13 protein-coding genes are annotated in these 14,271 nt (G+C 41.0%); 12 read left to right on the forward strand and 1 reads right to left on the reverse strand.

What is annotated here, in order from left to right; translation table 11 throughout:
* Positions 1-473: 473 nt before the first annotated feature.
* The 10 genes from B2575_RS01085 to B2575_RS01130 all read left to right on the forward strand — a co-directional run bounded on the left by B2575_RS01085 (position 474) and on the right by B2575_RS01130 (position 11,474).
* The gene (locus B2575_RS01085) at positions 474-3,047 is read left to right on the forward strand and encodes an AAA family ATPase (protein WP_296239813.1); all 2,574 of its coding nucleotides are present in this window, start codon (positions 474-476) and stop codon (positions 3,045-3,047) included.
* 180 nt (positions 3,048-3,227) lie between these two features.
* Positions 3,228-3,965: a uracil-DNA glycosylase gene (locus tag B2575_RS01090; protein WP_296239817.1), complete on the forward strand. Its 738-nt coding sequence runs from the start codon at positions 3,228-3,230 to the stop codon at positions 3,963-3,965.
* Between the two features lie 12 nt (positions 3,966-3,977).
* Positions 3,978-4,553 (forward strand): tRNA adenosine(34) deaminase TadA, encoded by a 576-nt coding sequence (gene tadA, locus B2575_RS01095; protein ID WP_296239818.1) that lies wholly within the window; start codon positions 3,978-3,980, stop codon positions 4,551-4,553.
* Positions 4,554-4,724: 171 nt separating this feature from the next.
* A complete protein-coding gene (cmk, locus tag B2575_RS01100) occupies positions 4,725-5,507 on the forward strand; it encodes a (d)CMP kinase (RefSeq protein ID WP_296239820.1) in 783 nt (260 codons plus the stop codon).
* A gap of 310 nt (positions 5,508-5,817) precedes the next feature.
* Positions 5,818-7,509 (forward strand): 30S ribosomal protein S1, encoded by a 1,692-nt coding sequence (rpsA, locus tag B2575_RS01105; protein ID WP_055124414.1) that lies wholly within the window; start codon positions 5,818-5,820, stop codon positions 7,507-7,509.
* A 326-nt stretch (positions 7,510-7,835) separates the two neighbouring features.
* Entirely contained in the window at positions 7,836-8,141 is a 306-nt protein-coding gene (locus B2575_RS01110; RefSeq protein ID WP_045445047.1) for an integration host factor subunit beta, read from the forward strand.
* A gap of 172 nt (positions 8,142-8,313) precedes the next feature.
* A complete protein-coding gene (locus B2575_RS01115; protein WP_201538859.1) occupies positions 8,314-8,727 on the forward strand; it encodes a lipopolysaccharide assembly protein LapA domain-containing protein in 414 nt (137 codons plus the stop codon).
* Positions 8,728-8,801: 74 nt separating this feature from the next.
* On the forward strand, positions 8,802-9,500 hold the full coding sequence (gene pyrF, locus B2575_RS01120; protein ID WP_201559850.1) for an orotidine-5'-phosphate decarboxylase: 699 nt from the start codon (positions 8,802-8,804) through the stop codon (positions 9,498-9,500).
* Positions 9,501-9,655: 155 nt separating this feature from the next.
* Positions 9,656-10,453 carry a metallophosphoesterase gene (locus tag B2575_RS01125; RefSeq protein ID WP_296239829.1) on the forward strand — a complete coding sequence of 266 codons (798 nt, stop codon included), beginning with the start codon at positions 9,656-9,658 and terminating at the stop codon, positions 10,451-10,453.
* A gap of 184 nt (positions 10,454-10,637) precedes the next feature.
* Complete coding sequence (locus tag B2575_RS01130; protein WP_193009477.1) at positions 10,638-11,474, forward strand: histidine phosphatase family protein; 837 nt, start codon at positions 10,638-10,640, stop codon at positions 11,472-11,474.
* Positions 11,475-11,635: 161 nt separating this feature from the next.
* Here B2575_RS01130 and rpsT read toward each other — a convergent pair whose 3' ends face one another.
* Positions 11,636-11,902 carry a 30S ribosomal protein S20 gene (rpsT, locus tag B2575_RS01135; RefSeq protein WP_010200097.1) on the reverse strand — a complete coding sequence of 89 codons (267 nt, stop codon included), beginning with the start codon at positions 11,900-11,902 and terminating at the stop codon, positions 11,636-11,638.
* Between the two features lie 741 nt (positions 11,903-12,643).
* On the opposite strand from rpsT, the gene B2575_RS01140 reads away from it, so the two are divergent.
* Together B2575_RS01140 and rraA are read left to right on the forward strand one after the other, a co-directional pair.
* On the forward strand, positions 12,644-13,345 hold the full coding sequence (locus B2575_RS01140; RefSeq protein WP_045445057.1) for an NAD-dependent epimerase/dehydratase family protein: 702 nt from the start codon (positions 12,644-12,646) through the stop codon (positions 13,343-13,345).
* A gap of 103 nt (positions 13,346-13,448) precedes the next feature.
* Positions 13,449-13,982, forward strand: a complete 534-nt coding sequence (gene rraA, locus B2575_RS01145) for a ribonuclease E activity regulator RraA (RefSeq protein WP_296239895.1) — start codon at positions 13,449-13,451, stop codon at positions 13,980-13,982.
* The last annotated feature ends 289 nt before the right edge of the window (positions 13,983-14,271 follow it).

Here is a 14,271-nt window from a genome sequence, read left to right on the forward strand (position 1 = left end):
AGAAATGATTGCTGCACTCGTATCATTTTCTAGTCATCCTATTAACTTGAATTTTTCTATAATTTAATCAGCTGATGGCTTAAAAAAGTCAGTTGTATCTTTCATTCTCTCATTTATTATTCTATTACCGATTTCTCCTTTATTTGCTCAGCTTTTGAAGCTTTCATACTATTTCGTTACTATAAATATTGATGCGCAGTACGCCTTGATACATTTTAGTCTGTGTTAATAGATTGACTCTTCTTAAGTATCGTGTTGAGATAAAGAAAAGCAAGTATGAGTGATCAAAACGCTTAATTGGTGACAAGTAGATAGCACTGCTACTTGAGTAATACATGGTCAATATCATTTAGCGCTGTCTTTTGATAATACAGATTTAGCCCTTGAACAATCCATCTGTCGCCCTGATTTACTTACTAACTCATTCATAAAGCTATCAATTATAAAGATAGGTATAACCGTAGGAAGTCGTTATGTTAAGTCGTCATCTTGAAGTTTCTTTGCGTTTAGCAATGACACTTGCGCGCCAAAAATCGCATGAGTACCTCACTGTTGAGCATCTATTATTGGCGTTATTAGAGAATACTCACGCTGCCAATACATTAACTGCCTGTAATGCCAATGTTTCAACGCTGCGCACCGAGTTAGAAGCTTATATCAATAAGCATACGCCAACGGTAGACGCAGACACCGAGCAGTCACCGCAGCCAACCCAAAGCTTTGATCGTATTCTGCAGCGTGCTATTTTCCATGTGCAATCTATTGGCGGTGGTCGCCTTGTTGAAGGCTCAGACATTTTAGTGTCTATGTTTTCAGAGCACGATACTTATGCCGTTTATTTGCTCAAAAAGCAGGGTATTAGTCGTCTTGAGTTGACCCAATACTTATCACATGGTCAAGATAAAGACGAGCCATCTGAGCCACGTGCTTCTATGACGGGTGAACGCCGTAGTGCCTCAGAAAAAACCAGTAAGGATCCCTTGGTTGAGTTTGCGACCAACCTAAACCAGCGTGCGGCTGAAGGTAAGACGGATCCATTAATTGGACGTGGCCCTGAAATTGAGCGCGCCGCTCAAGTGCTATGCCGCCGCCGTAAAAATAACCCGTTATTGGTTGGTGAGCCAGGCGTTGGTAAAACCTCGATTGCTGAAGGCTTGGCGTGGTTGATTATTAATGATAAAGCACCGAAACCATTGAACGGCTGTGTGATTTATAGCCTTGATATCGGTTCATTAATCGCTGGTACTAAATACCGTGGTGATTTTGAAAAACGCATGAAGTCACTGCTTGATGCGCTAAAGAAAAAGCCCAATGCAATCTTATTTATTGATGAGATTCATATGATTATTGGCGCAGGGTCGTCAATGAGTAGCAATATGGACGTATCAAACTTGATTAAGCCAGCACTTGCTAATGGTGAGCTGCGCTGTATCGGATCAACTACCTTTACCGAATACCGTCAAGTGTTTGAAAAAGACCATGCACTGTCACGTCGCTTCCAGAAGATTGATGTCAAAGAGCCGAGTGTCGACGATACAATTGATATTTTGCGCGGTCTGAAGCCTCGTTATGAGGAATTTCATAATGTTGAATATACCGATGAAGCGTTGGTCACCGCCGTTCAATTATCTGCTAAGCATATTCACGAGCGTTTTTTACCAGATAAAGCGATTGATGTGATTGACGAAGCAGGTGCCTATAAGCGTTTAGGCGTAATTCCTGATGCTAATGATATTGATGCAGAAGAAAGCTTCATTGCGGATATAGAGCAAGATTTTGATGCTCAGATTGATGCTGATGTTGAGGGTCTCGGTGGTGACACGTATAGCGATAGCGAAATGCAGGATGAAGCGGAAACTGCAAAAGCCAATGATCGTGCCAAATCGTTCAGTGAATCAAAAAGTGGCAAAGCTAAGAAAAACCCACCGATGAAAATCGATGTGGCAGATATTGAAGCGATTGTTGCCAAGCTTGCACGTATTCCCCCCAAGTCAGTATCAAGTGATGATAAGAGTATTCTTCAGCACTTAGATCGTGATCTTAAACACTTAGTATTTGGTCAAGATGAGGCCATTGAAACCTTAGCCGACGCCATTAAGCTATCACGTGCTGGTCTCAAAGCACCAGATAAGCCAATTGGTTCCTTCATGTTTGCCGGTCCTACTGGGGTGGGTAAAACCGAAGTTTCACGTCAATTGGCAAATTTGTTAGGCGTAGAATTGGTTCGTTTTGATATGTCAGAGTATATGGAAGCCCATACTGCATCACGTTTGATTGGTGCGCCTCCTGGCTATGTCGGTTATGATCAAGGTGGTTTGTTGACTGAAAAAATCAATCAACATCCACATTGTGTTTTATTGCTTGATGAGATTGAAAAAGCGCACCCTGATGTCTTCAACTTGTTACTGCAAGTCATGGATCATGGTACGTTGACTGATAACAATGGTCGTGTGGCTATCTTTAAGCAAGTCATTGTGATTATGACGACCAACGTCGGTGCTGATAGTATTAGCCGCTCTTCAATGGGCTTTACTCAGCAAGACCATAGCCGTGATAATACGGAGTCGCTCAAACGTGTCTTTACGCCAGAGTTCCGTAATCGTCTAGATGCCATCATCCAATTTAACCCATTAGATACCTCCGTGGTGGTATCTGTGGTTGATAAATTCTTGGTTGAGCTACAAGTTCAGCTTGATGATAAACAAGTCACCTTAGAGATTGATGACGAAGTACGCGATTACTTGGCTCACAAAGGCTATGATCGCCTAATGGGTGCACGCCCAATGCAGCGTCTGATTCAAGATGAGATTAAAAAGTCATTGGCAAGTATGATTTTGTTTGGTGATTTGGTCAATGGTGGGGTAGTACATCTCACCTTAGAGCCTGAAGCTAATGATGAACAAGATGGTGATTCTGTTAAGCTTGATAAGTACAGTGGTAAGACGGATTATAAGTCTACAGATAAAGGGTCAGCGGAGAGTCGTATTATCTTGACGGTCGTTGAGACTCATGAGCCACATCCAGACTCTGAGTCACTCGCCAGCTAAGTTTTTGCTACTAATGTAATAACAACGGTTACCATGTTACTGTGGTAGCCGTTTTTTTATTGCTATAATTCATAACAAAACCAACGTATGAAATCACGAGCTCCCATTCATGTGCGAGATTGGTTCACGCTCCCCCATTCGATATTTATCTAATCGATAACAAATATAAAAGGACATAATATGGAATTATTCGATGAACAAACGCCAAAAACGCCAGCACAAAAGCAGGCGATTTTAGACAATGTACGCTTGCCAGAAGATTGGAAAACGGCATTAGCAGACGAGTTAACTTCTAACAATATGGACGACTTGCGTGCGTTTTTAAAAGAAGCCTATCAATCAGAAAACAGCATCTATCCGCCAGCACCTTTAATATTTAATGCGTTAAACCTGACCCCTTTATCACAAGTTAAAGTCGTGATACTAGGTCAAGATCCTTATCATGGACCAGGGCAAGCAATGGGCTTATCGTTTTCAGTGCCCAAAGCCATTCCAAAGCCACCCTCACTCAATAATTTGTTGAAAGAGATGGCGAGTGACGTTGGTATCGCACCTTCAAAACATGGCGATCTGACTTACTGGGCGCAGCAAGGAGTTTTGCTATTAAATAGTTCTCTGACCGTGCGAGAAAGTGAGCCAAACAGTCATCAAAATGAAGGCTGGGAGCAGTTTACCGATGCGGTGATTGATGTGATAAATGAACAAACAGAACATACCGTATTTATATTGTGGGGCAGTAAAGCACAGAAAAAAGGCAAATATATCAATACTGATAAGCATCTTATTCTCACCGCTGTACACCCATCACCACTTGCTGCCAATCGTGGTGGATTCTTTGGTTCCAAGCCGTTTTCTAAGACCAATGATTATCTGGTACAGTATGGGCAAACGCCTATCGATTGGCAATTACCGCAATAGTTGTCAAAATAAATGAAACATAAACAAAATATAAGCTTGAAGCCACATCCAACCGCAAATAGTCAGTTAGTTATTGAAGATATGCAAGCCAGCGCATTTTGGTCACTTCAAGATATGAGCTGGATGAAAATAGCTCTTAAACTTGCTAGGCAAGGTGCTGAGCGTGGAGAAGTGCCGGTAGGAGCGATACTGGTACACGATCAGCAGATTATTGGTCAAGGATTTAATGAACCAATTGGGCGTCACGATGCGACCGCTCATGCGGAGATTGTCGCATTAAGAGAAGCGTGTGCGCGCTTAAAAAACTATCGTCTACCATTACAGACAACGTTATACGTTACCTTAGAGCCTTGTACGATGTGTATCGGAGCGCTCATTCATGCGCGGGTCGATAGATTGGTTTATGCAGCAAGCGAGCCACGAGCGGGTATGGTTGGTAGTCAAATAAATTTACCGATACAGCCTTTTTATAATCATGCTATCGAAGTACATAATGGCTTATGTCGTGAGCATAGCAGCCAGATGCTTAAGACCTTTTTCCGTGAACGACGAAAAGCGGCAAAAAGGAAAGACAATATAAGCAATTAACAAGATATCAGTCTTGCTGCTAGTGATGGGTAGGTTTTTTTGCTATAATATCGCCCTATTTGATGACGAAATGATGAATTGATTGTCAAGCGTTTGATAAATAAGTAAATATTGTTCTGCAGCTAGCATGTACTAAGCCGTATCAGTATCGTCTACTATTAAGTGAGTATTATGACCGTTTCTACAGCTGATAACGCTATACTTGATAACTTTAGTTCTGGTAGTAATGATAACCAAGCGCCAGTGTTGCGCTACCCAGTTATCTGCATTGATGGACCAAGTGGAGCAGGTAAAGGTACGGTCACGTGGCGTTTGGCCCAAGCATTGAAGTATCAACTGCTGGATTCAGGTGCTCTGTATCGTATCGTTGGACTCAAAGCATTTGAAGCGGGATTAGTTGCGGCAGACGGAATCCAAGCCATTGACGAGATGGCTGTATTAGCATTAACGCAGCGCCTAGAGATTGCTTTTGTACCTAACAATGCATCAGGACGTGTTGATGTTTTAGTGAATGGTGAAGCGGTTGGTGAGCAGGTTCGTAATGAAACCGTGGGCGGCTATGCATCACAAATAGCAGTATTTCCAAAAGTTCGCCAAGCATTACTAAAGTTGCAACAAGATATGGCAACTCGTTCTGGATTGGTCGCTGATGGTCGCGATATGGGGACGGTTGTGTTCCCAGATGCGGATGTAAAAGTGTATTTGACTGCCAGTGCTGAAGCGCGTGCCGAGCGCCGCGTAACACAGTTAATAAATGCTGGTCAGACGGCAGATTTTGACGCGATTTTAGCGACGATTAAAGCTCGTGATGATCGTGATGAGAATCGGTCGACTGCACCATCAAAGCCTGCAGAAGATGCTCTACTACTAGATAGCTCTAACTTAGATGCTGATGAAGTTTATGCACAAGTGAAAAGACATTGTCAGGATAAAGGTATTTTCTTTAATAGTTAATAAAAACAAGTTAGTAAGTATGAAAAAGTTTCCTATACGCTTGATTTTAGTATAAAATCACAGTAGTAGACGCTAATAATCTATAGAGAGTGATAAAAATATTCTTTCTAAATCATAGAGATTTAAAAGTATAAGGCATTGCAATATAAGACAGTTGTTGCTAGTGAGTTTAATAAGTTATGTGCTTACTAACAACAAACGTTTTTATATATGATTGTATGGGATATAAAACCAGTATTCTCGTTTTATGCAATCATAAATTTGATCCGTACTGTGCTGGACAGGATACGGCTATACAAAGGTAGACATAATGGAATCATTTGCTGAACTATTTGAAGCGAGCATCGAAGAAACAGGTCTGGATATCGAGCGTGGCTCGGTTATCACTGGTACTGTTGTGGCCATTGATAACGACTGGATCACTGTTGATACTGGTCTGAAATCTGAAGGTATCGTCGCTCGTGAAGAGTTTTTAAGCGAAGAAGGCGAACTTGAAGTTGAAGTTGGCGATAGCGTTGATGTCGTGGTTGAAGCGGTTGATAACGGCATGGGTCAAACCTTGCTTTCACGTGAAAAAGCCAAACGTGTTGAAACTTGGAACTTCCTTGAGAAAATCGCTGATAATGATGAAATCGTAAAAGGTATCATTTCAAGCAAAGTTAAAGGCGGTTTCACTGTAGATATTGGTTCAGTACGCGCGTTCCTACCAGGTTCATTGGTAGATGTTCGTCCTATCCGTGACACCACGCATCTTGAAGGCAAAGAGCTAGAGTTCAAAGTCATCAAACTTGATCAAAAACGCAACAACGTTGTTGTTAGCCGTCGTGCAGTTATGGAAGCTGAAAATTCAGCTGAGCGCGAAGAGCTATTGAACAAGCTTGAAGAAGGCATCGAGATCGAAGGTATCGTTAAGAACCTTACTGATTACGGCGCATTCGTTGATCTAGGTGGTATCGATGGTCTATTGCACATCACTGACATGGCATGGCGCCGTATTAAGCATCCATCTGAAGTTGTTGAAGTTGGTCAAGACCTAAAAGTTAAAGTATTGAAGTTTGACCGTGAGCGCAATCGCGTTAGCCTAGGTCTAAAACAACTTGGTACTGATCCTTGGGATAACGTTGGCGGCACTTACCCAGTAGGTAGTGTGGTTAAAGCACGCGTCACCAACTTAACTGATTATGGTTGTTTCGCTGAGATTTCTGAAGGTATTGAAGGTCTAGTACACGTGTCAGAAATGGATCATACCAACAAAAACATTCACCCATCAAAAGTTGTTCAAGTGGGCGATGAAGTTGAAGTAATGATTCTTGATATCGATGAAGAACGTCGTCGTATCAGCTTAGGTATCAAACAAACTCTAGCTAACCCATGGGATGAGTTTGATAAGAAACATGAGCGCGGTGATAAAATCACTGGTACGATCAAATCAATCACTGACTTCGGTATCTTTATCGGTCTAGACGGTGGTATTGATGGTCTTGTTCATCTATCTGATATCTCTTGGAACGAAACTGGCGAAGACGCTATCCGTAACTACAATAAAGGCGACACCGTTGAAGCAATGGTATTGTCAGTAGATGCAGAAGCAAACCGTATCAGCCTAGGCGTGAAGCAGTTAAGCTCTGATCCATTCAACGAATACCTAGTCAACAATGACCGCGGTGCTATCGTTAATGGTAAAGTAAAAGAAGTAGATGCTAAAGGCGCTACTATCGAGCTTGCTGACGAAGTTGAAGCGTATCTACGTGCCTCTGAAATTCAACGTGATCGCGTTGAAGATGCGACTAAGCATTTGAGCGTTGGTGATGATGTTGAAGCTAAAATCATCAGTGTTGATCGTAAAACTCGCAACATCAACTTGTCTATCAAAGCGAAAGACGAAGCTGAAGAGCGTCAAGCGATTAAAGAGCTAAGCAGCACTAGCACGACTAGTACTACTGCCAGTTCTGATGCACAGCCAAAAACAATTGGTGACTTGATCAAAGAGCAAATGCAGTAAGCTGCACGTTATTGATATAAGATTATAAAAGAAGCGACTATGGTCGCTTTTTTTTTGCTTAAATTTTAAGTGTATTATTAATCAATGAGGTTTTTGCTCAAACAGGCAAACTCTTATTTCCATTTACCGTAATATCCGCTATCATTTGCAACATTGAGTAACGAGATGTGAATTATTACTTATTTAAGACACTGAGATTATTTTAGTGTATGGCTATTTATCCTTATGATATTGATGTATAGCTTGTCTTAAAAGTAACCAGCTATCGAAAATGATGGTTCAATTCACAGTCATCTTATCCATTAATCAACAAGGCAAGCGTAATAATGCAGCAAGCGATTAACAAGTCCGAATTTATTAGTAATTTAAGTGCGAACTGTGACAATATGACTGATACTGTAGTCGATGATGCAGTACGTGAAATATTAAACTTGATGACCGATACGTTAGCCAATGATGGACGCGTAGAAGTTCGTGGTTTTGGCAGTTTTTGTCTGCACCATCGTCGTGCCCGTATGGGTCGAAATCCTAAGACAGGAGAAAGCGTACCTGTACCAGCCAAAGCGATACCGCACTTTAAACCAGGTAAAGCATTACGTGAAGCAGTCAATGATACAGTAGCAAATAGCTAAGTGTGTTATAAAGTATTTATTGGGTAAAATTGCCAACAAGAGTGCTTGCCAGCCACCTTTTCTAGAACTTATCACTAGTGAGTTTATAAGCATATAAATGTGTGGGTTGATGAAGGTTTTAGAGTGCTATTTTTAAAACACTAACGACATTCCAAATCGAGGTAGACGTCTCATGCGCTTTTTACTATTTGTATTGCTGTTTTTGAGCTTTGCTTATGCACTTGGTTTGGTGTTGGCAAACAATACCGAAGTTGGCGTAAATTTATTATTCTCGCAAGCACCGACGATGAATCTAGGATTGCTGCTGATTTTATGCCTTATGCTTGGTATTGTTATTGGCATCTTGTTGGCACTACTTATTTTCCGTGTCTTACAGAATAAGTGGGAAATCTCGCGTTTGCAAAAAGCGAATGTGAACTTGCAAGCGCAACTGACACAAGCCAACGCTGTCATTGATCGCCAAGCAACTGCACCAACGGTGGAAGAGGCTGTTTATGGTTCGACAGCGACCAATGTGCAAGTGCAAGACGCAGAAGTACTTACTGTAGATGAAGGCGCGACACTTACCAAACAAAAACGAGACTAAATTATATTTTGTACTGACCTATGAGCAGTTCATATATAGTGTTTTGATAATTCTGATATAGATATGGTAAAACCATGAATAATACAATGAACTCCCCAGTCATCGTTGCCTTAGATAATATGACTATGGAGGCATCGGTAGCATTAGCTGATCAGTTAGATCCAACATCATGCCGCTTAAAAGTGGGTAAAGAGCTATTTACTCGCTGTGGTCCTGAGATAGTTAAGGCGCTACATCAGCGTAATTTTGACGTATTTCTAGACTTGAAATTCCATGATATTCCTAATACTACCGCTCAAGCGGTACTAGCGGCAGCTGAGCTTGGCGTATGGATGGTGAATGTGCATGCCAGCGCGGGCTTAGAGGCGATGTCATTGGCTAAACAGCGCTTGTTAGACGGTAACTTTGATACCTTGCTGATAGCCGTCACCGTGCTGACCTCTATGGATAATCAAGCATTGATGCAAACAGGTATTACCGATGGTCTAGATGCGCAAGTGAGTCGATTGGCACAATTAACCAAGAAAGCAGGTCTTGATGGTGTGGTCTGTTCAGCGCAAGAAGCTAAAACGCTCAAGACACTATGTGGTCAGGATTTTAAATTGATTACCCCTGGTATTCGCTTGCTAGACGACAATGCAGATGATCAAAAGCGTATTTGCACGCCAAAACAGGCGTTAGATGATGGTTCTGATTATTTGGTGATTGGTCGTTCAATTACTCAGGTAGCAGATCCTGCGGCTAAATTACAAAAGATACTCCGAGGTATTTAGATACTTATAAAATATTTGGATATTTACAAAGCGTTTAGCATTTTATAGTGTCAGCATGATAAAAAAGACAGCCTCATCCGCTGTCTTTTTTTAATTTTTGCGGGTATATCAAAAAGTGCTAAACTATTTACGTTTATTTAATGATATTAGAACTTATGAAATTACAGATTTTAAGTGACTTACATATTGACAGTTATGCGCGTCAGTCACATCCGCTAGGGCATATTCCCAAAACTGATGCAGACGTGGTATTAGTCGCGGGCGATACTGCCAACAGCGATAGTGGTATGCCATGGCTACAAGAGCAGGCAGCACGTTTGCAAGTGCCTGTGATTACGATAGCTGGTAATCATGAATACTTTAATGAAGATGTGCTACATTTTGATAAAAAGCTTGCGACTTGGGATAATTATAATGCCCAGTCGCAGCAAGGCGTCCGTTTTCTACAGTGTCAACATGTTGATATTGGTGACATACGTATCCTAGGTTGTACTTTATGGACAGATTACCAATATCAGGCCAATGAAGATACTATAGCTGCTGCTATGCGCTTTATGCGTGACTATAAACAAATCTATGCTGGAGGCGAGCTTTTTTCACCTGAAGTATCGATGCAAATCCATGCTAAGCAGCGTCAATGGTTAAAGCAAGCATTGATCACCGCCAAAACACTTGGCAAAAAAACTGTTGTAATGAGTCATCATAGTATCAGTCCATTATCGGTTTCTGAGAAGTATGCGAATCTACCAAGTAACGCAGCTTTTATCAGTGATCTATCTGGCTGGATGCATGAAGATTGGGCGCCAATACTATGGGTACATGGACATACTCACGAAGCATTTGGTTACCGTATTGGTAATACACGAGTCATTGTCAATCCACGTGCGTATCCAAATGAGGTGAGCAGCACTGCATTAGCGTTCGCGTGGGACAAAGTCATTGATATCGGCTAAGTAATTTTAGCCTCTTGAAAGTAAATATCTTTTTAGTTATTTGTCACCTTGATTCGTATTTTTTAAAATAGTGAATATAAAATAGTGCTTATTTTAAAGTCTAACTGCCTAGACTCGTAAGCAATATTACAATTGAACTGATATTTTGTTCATTCATATCAAAAAATCTGCTACGCTTGCTACCATGAGCAAATATCTCAATAACAATCCCTCAAAACTGTCTGCTGAAAAGCTTGCGAGTCATACTCCAAGTGCTCCGGCGCCTTCGCACTTGCCTGATAGTATGATTTCCTCAGTCAGCTTATTGCCTGAAGATAAACGGCTTATTTTATTTACCAGACATTCCTTACGTGAACGCTCTGATGGCAATGGTTTTGCCAGTTATCAATTACCCCTAACACCTAAAGGTCGAGTACTAGCGAAGTCGTGGGGGCGTTGGTTGGCAGGGCATTTACCGTACTCGCTTGATGTAGACAGTATCTCAAGTCCGATTGGACGCTGTATTGACACGGCGCAGCTGATGCAAGCAGGTGCGGGACTACAACGTGATATTACGCATCAGTCATTGTTGGTCGAGCCTGGTAGCCTAGTGACTGAGCCTGAAATAGCAAATCCAGTATTTAAAGAAATTGGCGTGCTCAACTTTATCAATCGATTTTTGCAAGGCAATCTTGAAGGTACCAAAAACGCTTACCAAGGTGGTCTCGATATTTTATCACTGTTTTATCAACATCAGCCGCAGCAAGGGCATCTCATGCTTGCTGTTAGTCATGATACGTTGTTATCTGCTTTTTTAGCAGTGATGTTTGATGTGGTCGAGATTGATTGGAATGATTGGCCAAAGATGATGGAAGGCGTATTTTTGTGGTTTGATGATAAGCCGTTTGAACAAGCCAGTGCACACTTCGTTTGGCGCGGTGAAGTGTATGTGCGCCCGATTCATACTTTATTAGAAGACTACCGTGCTGCCGGCTTTCATCCTAATACATTGCTCTTACCACCAGAAGTAAAATGGATCTAAATACTATTTAATATAGATACTATTTAATATAGATACTATTTAATAGATTACTACTCACTTTTCAAGCAGACATAAAAAAACCTTGCCCCAGTATTAGAACCAGTAACAAGGTTTTAGTCATCACGCTATAAAGGCGAGATATGGTCTAAACGTTACCAATCTTAAGCTTGTAGGCCTTTGATGGTTTTGTTCAGGCGGCTCTTACGACGAGCAGCTTTATTCTTATGAATAATACCTTTGTCAGCCATACGATCAAGAACTGGTACCGCTTTTTTGTAAGCTTCGGTAGCCGCGTCATAATCTTTAGCTGCGATAGCCGCATCAACACGTTTTAAGTAAGTACGAACCATAGAGCGTTGTGACGCAGAGTTCTGACGACGTTTGGTGTTTTGACGGGCGCGTTTACGAGCTTGTGCAGTATTAGCCACGCGAATCTCCTTGATAAAGACAGATAAAAATATGAATGTGGATTACAATAAAAAAGGGTTTAACCATCATCGGTAACGAGCAGCCGTCTCGCCAAACATGATGTCGATGTCTAATATTAAAGTGCCTATCTGTTATTAAAGGCACCTAAATGAGCAATAGAGCATCGCAAGCGCCAAAACTGTTTGGAGTAATTAAACAGCGTTAACGTGTAAAGCCGGTTATCTTAGCAAATTATCGCCCTTAGAACAATATATTTGATGATTAATGCTTAAAGAAGTTGTGTGCTCATATATACGACAGTTTTTTGTGTCTCTACTCAACTGTTTCTTGAAATATTTATCAATATTGTTGCACTAAAAACCGCTTATGAGTGAATAAATCGCTTAGCCGATAAAATCTCTTACAATAAATTCTATAGAATACCCTCAGTTATGCGTTAATTTAGGTATGATACTAGGGCATGTCCTCAATTCAATCGATGGACATCTAAATGGGCTAAAAGTGGCTGAATCTTGCCAAACAATGTTAAAAAAAATGTCAAATAGCTGGTTAATATCCCGATACTATTTAACATTCTGATAGTATCTGCGCTATTTTCCTCATTTGACTATGATTTATCTCATTTTTATCACCATTTCTAAAATGAAGATACGCCCTAAGATGAAAAGCTTTGGTGATAGGCTTTAAAATCAGATTTTTCATTATCATCTATTTTCCAACACACTATAAATGGATAGGCTATGCAGCGAAAAGCAATTGTGATTGGCGCGACAGGATTGGTCGGACAGCATCTTGTCAAACAGCTTAGTGAGCTTTATGACACGTTAATTGTGATTGCAAGGCGTCCGCCACGCTATATCAATACCAGCATGCGTTTTTATCAGGTTAATGATTTTGATAATTTGGCTGAAATATTTGCCAGCGTTGGTGTTGATCGAAAGACGGACGCTTTTAGCTGTCTTGGTACGACTAAGAAGCAGGCTGGTAGCGATGAGGCCTTTCGAAAGGTTGATCATGATTATAATGTCAATTTTGCCAAACTGTGCCAAGAAAAAGGTGTTGAAAATTTCTTTTTGTTATCATCCATGAATGCTGATATTCATAGTCGGTTTTTATACAATCGCGTAAAAGCTGAAACTGAACAGTCTATTATGGCGCTAGGTTTTACGCAGCTAGTTATTTTCCGTCCGTCCTTGTTACTTGGCAAGCATAAAGGTCGTCCGCTTGAAAGTATTGGTCAAAAAGCCTTTCAGCTGATATCGCCCTTAGTTTCAGAATCATTGTCACTGCATCCCATTTCCGCCAAACGCGTTGCCATTGCCATGGCGATGAGTGCGCATGATGTTTATCAGCGTAATAAATACCGTACTGAACCTGCTATCCAAACCACTGATATCATCGAAAATAAGCAAATGCTAGCGATGACTAAAGTTAAAAAATAGCCTAAGTATTAAGTTAAAGGAACAATTAAAATTAAGCCCTAGTCATAAATAGTCAGTCATGAATAACCAAACATACATAACAAGGAGCGTCACTATGTCAGACATGCCAGAATCAATAACAATGGATAAAAAGAATTTTGTGACCTGTGATTTATTGGATGCCAATCCTGAGTCGCAGGTGTGTTTGCCTAATATCGAAGGTAAGTCTTTTCATAGCTTTGGCGGCAAAAAGAAATTCTGCGGTGAAATTGTGACGGTGAAATGCTTCGAAGACAATAGTCGCGTCAAATCATTGCTAAATAGCGATGGTAAAGACAAAGATGGCAATGGCAAGGTATTGGTGGTTGACGGTGGTGGTTCAATGCGTTGTGCGCTGCTAGGCGACATGATTGCGCAGTCAGCGATTGATAATGGCTGGGCGGGGGTTATCGTATACGGCTGCGTCCGTGATGTTGATGATGTGGCAGCAATGGACATCGGTGTCATGGCACTTGGTTGCATTCCGCGTAAATCAAATCGCCGCGATGAAGGTCAAATCGATCTTGAAATCAGCTTTGGTGATTTAACACTAAATTCTGGTATGTTTGTTTATGCAGACAATAACGGCATTATCGCTAGCGATAAGCCATTAATCTAAAAACAGCTTAATGCATATAACTCAAAAACCTCAGCTTAACCGTTGAGGTTTTTACATTTATTCATCCTGTCTTTATATACGAATATAAGTTTTATCAACTATTTGGCTATTGGTTTTTTCATAAAAACGCTAAGTGACAAACCGTTACGGCATAAATTTTGGTAATTGCTGAAATATTCGTATAATAGCTTTCTGACTCTTAACGTTGACCCTATTCTTTATGCCTATCACTGCTTTGACTGACGCCTTTGAACCGATTAACCAGCAGTTGTTTCCTATCCAGAATGCC

Origin of the sequence: Psychrobacter sp. UBA6739 (genome assembly GCF_002453835.1) — a bacterium.
Classification (GTDB): domain Bacteria; phylum Pseudomonadota; class Gammaproteobacteria; order Pseudomonadales; family Moraxellaceae; genus Psychrobacter; species Psychrobacter immobilis_A.

Bases quoted from the DNA above. Each gene is read 5' to 3' on its own strand.
- B2575_RS01085 (WP_296239813.1), top strand. From the start codon at position 474: ATGTTAAGTCGTCATCTTGAAGTTTCTTTGCGTTTAGCAATGACACTT.
- B2575_RS01090 (WP_296239817.1), top strand. From the start codon at position 3,228: ATGGAATTATTCGATGAACAAACGCCAAAAACGCCAGCACAAAAGCAG.
- tadA (WP_296239818.1), top strand. From the start codon at position 3,978: ATGAAACATAAACAAAATATAAGCTTGAAGCCACATCCAACCGCAAAT.
- cmk (WP_296239820.1), top strand. From the start codon at position 4,725: ATGACCGTTTCTACAGCTGATAACGCTATACTTGATAACTTTAGTTCT.
- rpsA (WP_055124414.1), top strand. From the start codon at position 5,818: ATGGAATCATTTGCTGAACTATTTGAAGCGAGCATCGAAGAAACAGGT.
- B2575_RS01110 (WP_045445047.1), top strand. From the start codon at position 7,836: ATGCAGCAAGCGATTAACAAGTCCGAATTTATTAGTAATTTAAGTGCG.
- B2575_RS01115 (WP_201538859.1), top strand. From the start codon at position 8,314: ATGCGCTTTTTACTATTTGTATTGCTGTTTTTGAGCTTTGCTTATGCA.
- pyrF (WP_201559850.1), top strand. From the start codon at position 8,802: ATGAATAATACAATGAACTCCCCAGTCATCGTTGCCTTAGATAATATG.
- B2575_RS01125 (WP_296239829.1), top strand. From the start codon at position 9,656: ATGAAATTACAGATTTTAAGTGACTTACATATTGACAGTTATGCGCGT.
- B2575_RS01130 (WP_193009477.1), top strand. From the start codon at position 10,638: ATGAGCAAATATCTCAATAACAATCCCTCAAAACTGTCTGCTGAAAAG.
- B2575_RS01140 (WP_045445057.1), top strand. From the start codon at position 12,644: ATGCAGCGAAAAGCAATTGTGATTGGCGCGACAGGATTGGTCGGACAG.
- rraA (WP_296239895.1), top strand. From the start codon at position 13,449: ATGCCAGAATCAATAACAATGGATAAAAAGAATTTTGTGACCTGTGAT.